Source organism: Anaeromyxobacter sp. PSR-1, assembly GCF_000964525.1.
Lineage (GTDB): Bacteria > Myxococcota > Myxococcia > Myxococcales > Anaeromyxobacteraceae > Anaeromyxobacter.
The window spans coordinates 1-9,365 of the sequence record NZ_BAZG01000176.1 but is presented as its reverse complement, the minus strand read 5'-3'; the positions used below and the strand labels follow the sequence as shown (position 1 = coordinate 9,365).

11 protein-coding genes are annotated in these 9,365 nt (G+C 75.0%); 6 read left to right on the top strand and 5 right to left on the bottom strand.

What is annotated here, in order from left to right; genetic code table 11:
• On the bottom strand, positions 1–580 hold a 580-nt coding region (locus PSR1_RS18995; protein WP_152643383.1), incomplete at its 3' end, for an MFS transporter.
• A gap of 149 nt (positions 581–729) precedes the next feature.
• On the opposite strand from PSR1_RS18995, the gene PSR1_RS18990 reads away from it, so the two are divergent.
• Positions 730–1,644, top strand: a complete 915-nt coding sequence (locus PSR1_RS18990; protein ID WP_059439001.1) for an aspartyl/asparaginyl beta-hydroxylase domain-containing protein — start codon at positions 730–732, stop codon at positions 1,642–1,644.
• A 12-nt stretch (positions 1,645–1,656) separates the two neighbouring features.
• Here the strand turns inward: PSR1_RS18990 and PSR1_RS18985 are convergent, their stop codons facing one another.
• Positions 1,657–2,304, bottom strand: coding sequence for an ABATE domain-containing protein (locus tag PSR1_RS18985; protein WP_237758152.1), 648 nt, complete (start codon positions 2,302–2,304; stop codon positions 1,657–1,659).
• Positions 2,305–2,425: 121 nt separating this feature from the next.
• Here PSR1_RS18985 and PSR1_RS18980 point away from each other — a divergent pair, with 121 nt between their 5' ends.
• Positions 2,426–2,638, top strand: a complete 213-nt coding sequence (locus PSR1_RS18980; RefSeq protein ID WP_059439000.1) for a hypothetical protein — start codon at positions 2,426–2,428, stop codon at positions 2,636–2,638.
• Between the two features lie 11 nt (positions 2,639–2,649).
• On the opposite strand, the gene PSR1_RS18975 is transcribed toward PSR1_RS18980, so the two are convergent.
• Positions 2,650–3,111: a DoxX family protein gene (locus PSR1_RS18975; RefSeq protein ID WP_059438999.1), complete on the bottom strand. Its 462-nt coding sequence runs from the start codon at positions 3,109–3,111 to the stop codon at positions 2,650–2,652.
• A gap of 178 nt (positions 3,112–3,289) precedes the next feature.
• On the opposite strand from PSR1_RS18975, the gene PSR1_RS18970 reads away from it, so the two are divergent.
• Positions 3,290–5,305: an ATP-dependent helicase gene (locus PSR1_RS18970; protein WP_059438998.1), complete on the top strand. Its 2,016-nt coding sequence runs from the start codon at positions 3,290–3,292 to the stop codon at positions 5,303–5,305.
• 3 nt (positions 5,306–5,308) lie between these two features.
• Here PSR1_RS18970 and PSR1_RS18965 read toward each other — a convergent pair whose 3' ends face one another.
• Positions 5,309–6,307: a sialidase family protein gene (locus PSR1_RS18965; protein ID WP_237758151.1), complete on the bottom strand. Its 999-nt coding sequence runs from the start codon at positions 6,305–6,307 to the stop codon at positions 5,309–5,311.
• 416 nt (positions 6,308–6,723) lie between these two features.
• On the opposite strand from PSR1_RS18965, the gene rplM reads away from it, so the two are divergent.
• A complete protein-coding gene (rplM, locus tag PSR1_RS18960) occupies positions 6,724–7,173 on the top strand; it encodes a 50S ribosomal protein L13 (RefSeq protein ID WP_059438996.1) in 450 nt (149 codons plus the stop codon).
• A 12-nt stretch (positions 7,174–7,185) separates the two neighbouring features.
• The gene (gene rpsI, locus PSR1_RS18955; RefSeq protein WP_059438995.1) at positions 7,186–7,578 is read left to right on the top strand and encodes a 30S ribosomal protein S9; all 393 of its coding nucleotides are present in this window, start codon (positions 7,186–7,188) and stop codon (positions 7,576–7,578) included.
• 79 nt (positions 7,579–7,657) lie between these two features.
• On the opposite strand, the gene PSR1_RS18950 is transcribed toward rpsI, so the two are convergent.
• On the bottom strand, positions 7,658–8,911 hold the full coding sequence (locus tag PSR1_RS18950; RefSeq protein WP_059438994.1) for a phosphatidylserine/phosphatidylglycerophosphate/cardiolipin synthase family protein: 1,254 nt from the start codon (positions 8,909–8,911) through the stop codon (positions 7,658–7,660).
• A gap of 72 nt (positions 8,912–8,983) precedes the next feature.
• Here PSR1_RS18950 and PSR1_RS18945 point away from each other — a divergent pair.
• On the top strand, positions 8,984–9,365 hold a 382-nt coding region (locus PSR1_RS18945), incomplete at its 3' end, for a lysylphosphatidylglycerol synthase domain-containing protein (RefSeq protein ID WP_193388387.1).

Below are 9,365 nucleotides of genomic sequence, written 5' to 3'. Positions count from 1 at the left end.
CCGCGAGCAGCAGGACCGAGAGCGCGCCCGGGATCACGGCGACCCAGAACACCCGGCGGAAGTCGCCGGCCCACAGCAGCATGAGGCCGGTGGCGGCGAGCGGGCCCAGGAACGCGCCCACCGTGTCGAGCGACTGGCGCAGGCCGAACGCGGCCCCGCGCACCGCCGGCGGCGTGAGGTCGGCCACCAGCGCGTCGCGGGGCGCGCCGCGCACCCCCTTGCCCACGCGGTCGAGCAGCCGCGCCGCGAGCACCACCGCGGACGAGGGCGCGACGGCGAACAGGGGCTTCGTGGCGGCGCCGAGCGCGTAGCCGGCCACCGCCAGCGCCTTGCGCCGCCCGAGCGCGTCGCTCAGCACGCCCGAGAACACCTTCACCACCAGCGCCGTGGACTCGGCCAGCCCCTCGACCACGCCCACCGTCAGCGCGCCCGCGCCGAGCGCGGTCACCATGAACAGGGGCAGGAGCGCGTGGATCATCTCCGAGGAGACGTCCATGAGCAGGCTGACGCCGCCCAGCACCCACACGCCCGCGGGGATCCGCTCCGGCGGGCGCCGCCGCTCGTCGACCTGCGCCTGCACGGTCCGCCCCTCCCGCGCCGGGCCGCCCACCCGGCCGCGCGGACACATTAGATCGCCGCGGCGCCCGCCGCGCGCGGTGCGCGCGCCGGGTCCGCGGGATCCCCGCCCGGGAGCGGCCCGCGCGCGTCCCGCGTCATAGAGACGCGGCCGTGAACCCAGCCCTCGTGCTGAAGCTCGGCGCCGTCGGTGCTCTGGTCGGCTCCGCCGCCTACGTGCACCTCCGCGGCCGCGTCCGCCACTCCTTCTTCCGGCAGCTCACCGACCACTCGACGTTCCTCGCGCCCGTGAACGCGCTCGTCTACCTCGCGTCCGCGGTCCCGAGCCGCCCGTTCCTCGACCTCGGCGACTTCCCCGCGCTCGCGCCGCTCCAGGCGCACTGGCGGGAGATCCGCGACGAGGCGCTGCGCCTCCAGTCCGAGGAGCGCATCCGCGCGGCCGACGGCCACGTGGACGCGGGGTTCAACTCGTTCTTCCGCCGCGGCTGGAAGCGCTTCTACCTCAAGTGGTACGGCGAGCCGCTCCCCTCGGCGCGCGCCCGCTGCCCGCGCACCGTCGAGCTGCTGGAGGCGATCCCCGGGGTGCGCGCGGCGATGTTCGCGCTCCTGCCGCCGGGCGGGACGCTCATGGCGCACCGCGATCCGTTCGCGGGCTCGATCCGCTACCACCTCGGCCTGGTCACGCCCGGCTCGGACGCGTGCCGCATCGTGGTGGACGGCGAGCCGTACGCCTGGCACGACGGCGAGGCGGTGCTGTTCGACGAGACCTACGTCCACCACGCGGTGAACCAGACCGACCAGGCGCGCATCATCCTGTTCTGCGACGTGGAGCGGCCCATGCGCTGGCGCGCGGCCGGCCGGATGAACCGCTGGCTCGGCGATCACCTGATGCGCGCCAGCCGGACCCGGAACGAGGACGGCGAGGAGATCGGCTGGGTGAACCGCGCCTTCTCGCGCGTCTACCAGGTGCGGCTGGTGGGCAAGCGGCTCAAGGCCTGGAACCGGCCCACCTACTACGCCGTGAAGTTCGCGCTGCTGGGCGGGCTGGCCTGGCTGCTGCTGGCGTGACGGCGTGGCGGGCTAGCTCTCCCGCTGCTCGCGGGCGCGCTGGTGGTGGCGGCGCGCCTTGGCCTTGTTGCCGCAGTCCTGCATCGAGCACCAGCGGCGCGTGCCGGCGCGGGTCTCGTCCACGAACAGCCAGCTGCACTCGTGCGTCTCGAACAGCCCGCAGACGCGCACCCGGTCGGCCTCCGCGCCGGAGGTGAGCACGTCGGCCGCGGAGGCGACCACCGGCCAGAGCGGCGCGTCCAGCGCGCCGGCATCCGCCTCCCAGGCCAGCGCGAACGCGTCGCCGCGGCGCTCCAGCCGCCGGTGCGCGAGCGCCGCGCCCAGCGCCGTCGAGAGCCGCTCCACGTCCTCGCCGGCGGGCGCCCGCCGCTCCGCCCGCGCCAGGAAGATCCGGTACAGCGCCTCGCGCAGCGCGATCGCGTCCGCGAACGCGCGCTCCGCCTCGGCGGGGCGCCGGCGCGCCTCGGCCAGGAGGCGGCGGGCGCGCGCGTCGTCCACCGCGCCGGCCTGCCGCGCGAACTCGACGAGATCCGGGTAGCCGGCCAGGCGCTCCCTCGGCGTCACCCCGCGCATCCCGCCGACGGTGTTGGCGAAGTCCAGGCAGAGGCGCCCGCCGGAGAGGTCGAACTGGAAGGGGGGCTGGGTCACGGACGCGGTCACGGAGGCTCCTTTAACCTGCATGATGCCACTTGACAGGTTAGATGGCCAGGGTCAAGCTGTAACCATCTAAACGCGGTTTGCCGGTTATACGCCCGGTATGCCGGTTACAAGGAGAGAGGCCATGGCCCGTTCCGCGAATCCGACCGTCCCCCGCGCCGCGAAGGCCGACGGCTGGCGAAGGCTGATGGACCTGCTGGGGAGCCTGCTGATCCTGGCGGTGTGGCTGTCGCTCTGGGCCTGGGTGGCCGTCGGCGTGGCCGCGCCGCTCGGGCGGATCGGCGCCGGCGCGCCGGGGGCCGCGGTGAGCGCGACGTTGCAGACCCCGGGCGCCTGACGCCGGGACGCCTAGCCTGCCGCCGGGAGCGCCGAGGGGGCGCGCCCGGCGGAGAGCCGGCGCACCAGCGCGCGGTCCACCGAGAGGCGGCCGCCGCCGGTCACGACGAGCGGCAGCGCCAGGCCGAGCGCGAGCAGGTGGTACTCGAAGCCGTCCGGCGCGAAGAACCCGTGCTGCCCGTGCACGGTGACGATGGCGCCGACCATCACCGAGGCGATGCCGAGCGCCGCCAGCCGGGAGAGCACGCCGGCCACGAGCATGAGCGCGCCGACCGACTCGGCGAGGATCACGAGCAGCGCGAGCAGCCAGGGCAGGCCCATGCCCGTGGTGAAGCCGGTGAGGGTGGCCTCCAGGCCGCGGCCGCCGAACCAGCCGAGGAGCTTCTGGGCGCCGTGCGGGAAGATCACCAGGCCCAGCACGACGCGCTGGAACAGGCGGGTGGAGGAGTCGTCGGTCTCGAGGAAACGGATCATGGTGGGGGGACCTCCGGTGTGTGGACCGGCGTACTCCTAACGGCCGCGGCCCGCCCCGGTGCGGCAAAACGGGGAACTCACGGTTGCGCGCCGCGCGACGGCGCGGGCCCGGCGCCGCGCCGGGATTTTCAAGTCTTGCGGGCGACCCGTGGGCGTGCCAGATACGCGGCCCCGCGCCATGCTCGACCTCTCCACCCTCAACCCGCCGCAGCGCGAGGCGGTGATGACCACCGAGGGCCCGCTGCTGGTGCTCGCGGGCGCGGGCTCGGGCAAGACCCGCGTCATCGCGCACCGGGTCGCCTACCTGCTCGTACAGGGCGTGGACCCGGAGCAGGTGCTCGCCGTCACGTTCACCAACAAGGCGGCGGGCGAGATGCGCGAGCGGGTGGCCGCGCTGGCGGGTCCGCCCGGGGTGGACGTGTTCGTCTCCACCTTCCACAGCTTCGGCCTGTGGCTCCTCCAGCAGGAGCACGAGGCGGCCGGCCTGCCGCGCCGCTTCGCCATCTGCGACGCCGGGGACCAGCTCGCGCTCGTGAAGCGCTGCATGCGCGAGGTGAGCGTGGACGACCGGAAGTTCGACGCGCACCGGGTGCTCTCGCTCGTGTCGCGCGCGAAGAACGCCGGCAAGAAGCGGATCGTGCCGCGCGAGGCGGGGCAGGGCGACGACTACGACCTCGTCGCCGCCGAGGTGTACCCGCGCTACGAGAAGGCGCTCCGCGCCATGCGCTCGGTGGACTTCGACGACCTCATCGCCCGGCCGGTGGCGATGCTGGCGCACGACCCCGCGCTGCGCGCCCGCTGCCAGGAGCGCTTCCGGTACCTGCTGGTGGACGAGTACCAGGACACCAACGCCGCCCAGCTCGAGCTGCTGAAGCTGCTCTCCGGCGAGCGGCGGAACGTGTGCGCGGTGGGCGACGACGACCAGGCCATCTACGGCTGGCGCGGCGCCGAGGTGAAGAACATCCTGCGCTTCGAGCGGCACTTCCCCGGCGCGAAGGAGGTCCGCCTCGAGCAGAACTACCGCTCCACCGGCCACATCCTCGCCTGCGCCAACGCGGTCATCGCGAAGAACGCCGCCCGCAAGCCGAAGGCGCTGTTCACCGCCGACGGCCCGGGCGAGCCGGTGCGCGTGGTGGCGCTGCCCGAGGAGGAGGACGAGGCGCGGTTCGTGGCCGAGGAGATCGCCCGCCAGCGCGGCGAGGGCCGGCCCTGGAGCCACTTCGCGGTGCTGTTCCGGCTGAACGCGCTCTCGCGCCCGTTCGAGGAGGCGTTCCGCGAGGGCTCCATGCCGTACAAGGTGCACGGCGGGCCCGCCTTCTTCGACCGCTCCGAGGTGCGCGACCTGCTCGCGTACCTGAAGCTCTGCGTGCAGCCCGAGGACGACGTGTCCCTCTCGCGCATCGTGAACGTGCCGCCGCGCGGGATCGGCGACACGTCCATGGAGCGGGTGCACGACTGGGCCATCCCGCGGAAGCTCCACCTGCTCGAGGCGCTGCGCCGGGCGGCGGAGATCCCGGACCTGCCGCGCGGCGCCGCCGAGAAGGTCGCCGCGTTCGTGTCGCTGGTGGACCGGTTCCAGGCGCGCTTCCGCGAGGGGCCGGTGTCGGAGGCCGCGCGCGCGCTGGTGGCGGAGGTGGACCTGTTCAGCCACGTGCGCGCCGGCGTGCAGTCGCTCGAGGCGGGATCGCGCCGGGTGGACGCGCTGGAGGGGCTGCTGCGCTCGCTCGACGGCTACGTCCAGCGCACCGCGCGCCCCTCGCTCGCCACCTGGCTGCAGCGCCTCGCGCTCGACTCGCGCGAGGAGGAGGATCCGGCCGGGGAGGGCGGGATCACGCTCATGACGCTGCACGCGGCGAAGGGGCTCGAGTTCCCGGTGGTGTTCCTGGTGGGCGTCGAGGAGGACTACCTGCCCTGCGCCGGGATCCAGGGCGAGGCCCGCGACCTCGACGAGGAGCGGCGGCTCGCGTACGTCGGCATCACCCGCGCGCGCGAGCGGCTCTACCTGACGCGCGTCGCGGCGCGCTCCAAGCGCGGGAAGCTCCTGCCCCGCACCCCGTCGCGCTTCCTCGACGACCTGCCCGCCGCGGCCCACGAGCAGGTGGACCCGGCCGCGCTCGCCGCGCCGCCGCAGGAGGTGGCGGCGCACACCGAGAGCGTCATGGCCGCGCTGCGGGCCCGCCTGGGCGGCCGCTGACCGTCAGGGTCCGGCGGAGGGCGCGAGCAGCACGTACCCCGCGCCGCCCGGTCCGAAGCCCTCGCAGTTCTGGACCTCCACCACCACCTCGCCGCTCGCGAGCTGCCAGTTCGCGTCGGCGCGCGCCGTCGAGTCGGGCGAGAGCCGCGGGCAGGCGAACACCTCGTCGAAGGCGTCGCCGTCCGCGGACGCGAACAGATGGGCCGACACGTCGCCGGCCGGGTAGACGTCGCCGCCCGGCTCGTGCGCGGCGCCGACCAGGTAGCCGCCCCCGCGCAGCGCGAGCGCCGAGTAGCTCGGGCCGGGCAGCCGGAAGCCGGCCGCGTACGCGCCGCCGAGCGACAGCGTGATCACCCGCGGCTCGACCAGCATGTACGGGGAGTCGATGCCGCCGAGCAGCCCGTCCCTCGTCGCCACCGCGCGGACCAGCACGCCGCCCTCGAGCGGGCCGCGCACCAGCGCCTGGGTGCGGCCGCCGTCGAAGGAGAGGTACGCGCCGCCGGCCCGGTCCCCGTAGAACAGCCAGAGCGCGCCCGTGGCCGGGTCGGCGAGCAGGCCGTGCCCGTGGCGGTGCTCGGAGGTCTCGGCGCGCACCGACCAGGTGAGGCCGGCGTCGGCGCTCGCCCACAGGCGGATGGGCACGCTGGCGCCGGTGAACGACTGGTACTCGAGCAGGAACGTCTCGCCGCCCAGCTCCGCCACGCTGCCCGGGGTCAGCATGCGGTAGTCGCCCAGCGAGAGGACGTCGGTCCAGGTCCGGCCGCCGTCGCCGGAGCGGGAGATCAGGTGGCCGGTCGCGTCGGCCGTGTCGGCGAGCAGCGCGCCGCCCGAGAGGGTGGTGAAGACGCGGATCCCGCGGCCGCCCGGCGTCGGGCCGCGCGGCGTCCAGGTGCGACCGTCGGTGCTGGCGTGGATCCGCGGCGGACCGGAGAGGTTCACGGCGTAGGCGGTCCCGTCCGCGCCGATCCCGAGGAACCGGAAGCCGGTCGCGGTGAACGACACCCCCAGGCGCGGCGGGAGGCTGGATCCGCCGGTCGGGGGAGGGGTGACGACCGGTGGGGTGGGGACCGCCGGGACCGGACCCCGATCGGCCGTCCCCCCGCCCCGCCCGCCGCCCCCGCACGCGGCGAGCAGCAACACCGCGCCCAGCGCCCCGATCCGCCGATCGGCCATACGCCCCTCCCCCGAGCGCAACGTGCGCCGCGCGCCGGCGCGCGGCGTCCGCCGGCCGGGGCGGCGAGCGAGGTCTTGTGGGGAAGCCCCGAAGCCGCTAGATTGCCCGCCGCTTTCCGCTCCCCTCCGGCTGGAGGCACGGCTCGCGTGCCGGGTGCCAGGACAGGGGTCCGATCACGCTTGACAACGGGGCACGCGTCCTCTAAAAGGCGCGTTTCCAAACTCGGGATTCCGCAGGTTTATCCATGTCCAAAGGCACCACGCACAGCGCCACCCGCGCAGAGGCCCTGAACGGTCGGAAGTGGTGGGTCGTCGACGCCACCGACCTGACCGTCGGCCGCGCCGCCACCCGCATCGCCTCGATCCTCAAGGGCAAGCACAAGCCGGCGTACACCCCCTCGATGGACACCGGCGACTTCGTGGTCGTGGTGAACGCCGGGAAGGTCCGCTTCACCGGCAACAAGGAGACCGACAAGGTCTTCTTCACGCACACCATGCACCCGGGCGGCGCGAAGCAGACGCCGATGAACAAGCTCCGCGAGCGGCACCCCGAGCAGATCATCGAGAACGCCGTCCGCCGCATGCTGCCCCGCAACAACCTGGGCCGGCAGATGCTCACCAAGCTCAAGGTCTACGCGGGCGACACGCACCCGCACGCGGCGCAGAAGCCCGAGGCGCTGAGCCTCGCTCAGTAAGGACGATCGCACATGGCTACCCAGGCGAACATGACCGTCGGCCGTCGCAAGGAGGCGGTCGCGCGCGTGCGGCTCGTCCCCGGCACGGGCAACATCACCATCAACGGCCGCTCGATGGACGAGTACTTCGGCCGCGAGACCTCGAAGATGATCCTGGTCGAGCCGCTCAAGCTGGTCGACCAGATGGGCAAGCTCGACGTCTTCGTGAACGCGGCCGGCGGCGGCCTCTCCGGCCAGGCCGGCGCGATCCGCCACGGCATCAGCCGCGCGCTGGTCGAGCTGAACCCGGAGTACCGCCCGGTCCTCAAGAAGGCCGGCTTCATGACCCGCGACGCGCGCGCCGTCGAGCGCAAGAAGTACGGCCGTCCGGGCGCCCGCAAGCGCTTCCAGTTCTCCAAGCGCTAGCCGCTCCGTCCTCCGGGACGCTCACGGCCGGCCCGCGGCGACGCGGCGCCGGCCGTCGTGCGTCCGGGGCGCGGATCGCTCAGAGCCAGGGCTCGGCCACCGCGGCGCCGGCCTCGCGGAGCCGCATCGCCGCCGGCCGCCGCCGCCACGCGCCGGGCTCGATCTCGTACGAGCGCGTCAGGTCCAGCTCGAAGCGCCGCGCCAGCCCGGCCGCCGCCTCGGGCGCGTCGGTCACGATCGACGTCTCCCACAGGAACGAGAGGCTCTGCGAGTCCATGTTGGTCGAGCCGATCGCGCAGGCGCCGTCCGCGAGGATGGTCTTCGCGTGCATCATCGACGCGGCGTACTCGAACACCCGCACCCCGCCCGCGAGCAGCCGCCGGTAGGTCCGGCGCTGCCCGGCCTGCACCAGCGGCACGTCGTGCCAGGGGCCGGGCGCGAGCACGCGCACGTCCACCCCCGCCCGCGCGCGGGCGAGCAGCACGTCCTGGAGCGAGCGATCGGGCACGAAGTAGGAGTTCGCGATCCAGAGCCGGCGGCGCGCCGACGCCAGCAGCGCGTAGCTCATCCGCGCCGCCAGGGTGGCGCGGGCCCAGGCGGGCGTGGACGCGACCACCGCCACGCGGTGCGGCCCCGCGGTCGCGAGCCGCGGGTAGGCCGCGGCGGGGAGCGGCTGGCCGCCCGCCGCCTGGAAGCTGTCGTCGAAGGCGCGCTGCAGATCGCCGACGGCCGGCCCACGCACCCGGGCGGCGGTGTCGCGCCAGCCTTCCTCGCCCACCCCGTTCCCGAGCCAGCTCTTCCAGATCCCGAAGCCGCCCACGAACGCGGTGCGCCCGTCGAACACGAGCACGCGCCGGTGGTTGCAGCGGAACGGGTCGGGCAGCGGCGCGTGGCGCCGGACCTCGCAGCCGCTCGCCACCAGGCGGCGCTCCAGCGCCGGGTCGAAGCGCTTCGAGCCGAACCAGTCGAGCACGATCCGGCAGGCGACGCCCGGGCGCCGCTCGAGCACCGCGCGGCCGATCCGGTCCGAGGGATCGCCGGTGCCGCGCCACATGAACTCGCAGATGTGGATCGACTCGCGCGCGGACCGGATCTCGCGCTCCAGCGCGTCGAAGATCGAGCCGTCCGCGTGCAGCGCGACCTCGTTCCCCTCGCGCACCGGCACGCCCACCTCGCGCTCGAGCAGCACGTCGAGCGGCACGTCGTCCGCCAGGCGGATGAACCGGCGGGCGAGCTGCTGCCGGCGCAGCCGGCGCGAGAGGTGGCCGCCCAGGGCCACCCCGAGCGCGACCGGCAAGGCGCTCGCCAGCACTCCGTCCGTCCTCAGGCGCATGCCCGAAGGTTGGGCACGGGGACGCGGTCCGGGCCCGGGCGCGCGGGCCGTCGCGATGACGACCTTGCCGGCATGTCGCAGCGGGGCGGCGCCGGACGGGGAGTGGTGCTCGCGGCCGCCGCGGCGGGCGGGGCGGTGCTCGTCGCGCTGGTGTTCTTCCGGCCCGAGTGGCGCGGCGGCGCGCCCGCGCTGGCCCCGCGCTTCGACCTGGGCGCGTTCGCCCGCGAGCTCCCGGCCCAGGCCCGCTGGCTCGTCCCGTTCGCGGGGATCACCGCCGCGCTGCCGGCGCTGCGGGCGCTGGTGTGGCGGGCCGCGCTCGCGCCGGCGCGCGTGCGCTGGGCGGACGCGTACCACGCCACCGCGCTCGGCGCGCTCGTGCACAACGCCGTGCCGGGCAAGCTCGGCCCGGCCGCCGCCGCGGCGCTGCTGGCGCGGTTCACCGGGCGGCCGTTCG

Bases quoted from the DNA above. Each gene is read 5' to 3' on its own strand.
- PSR1_RS18975 (WP_059438999.1), bottom strand. From the start codon at position 3,111: ATGATCCGTTTCCTCGAGACCGACGACTCCTCCACCCGCCTGTTCCAG.
- rplM (WP_059438996.1), top strand. From the start codon at position 6,724: ATGTCCAAAGGCACCACGCACAGCGCCACCCGCGCAGAGGCCCTGAAC.
- PSR1_RS18980 (WP_059439000.1), top strand. From the start codon at position 2,426: ATGGCCCGTTCCGCGAATCCGACCGTCCCCCGCGCCGCGAAGGCCGAC.
- rpsI (WP_059438995.1), top strand. From the start codon at position 7,186: ATGGCTACCCAGGCGAACATGACCGTCGGCCGTCGCAAGGAGGCGGTC.
- PSR1_RS18950 (WP_059438994.1), bottom strand. From the start codon at position 8,911: ATGCGCCTGAGGACGGACGGAGTGCTGGCGAGCGCCTTGCCGGTCGCG.
- PSR1_RS18970 (WP_059438998.1), top strand. From the start codon at position 3,290: ATGCTCGACCTCTCCACCCTCAACCCGCCGCAGCGCGAGGCGGTGATG.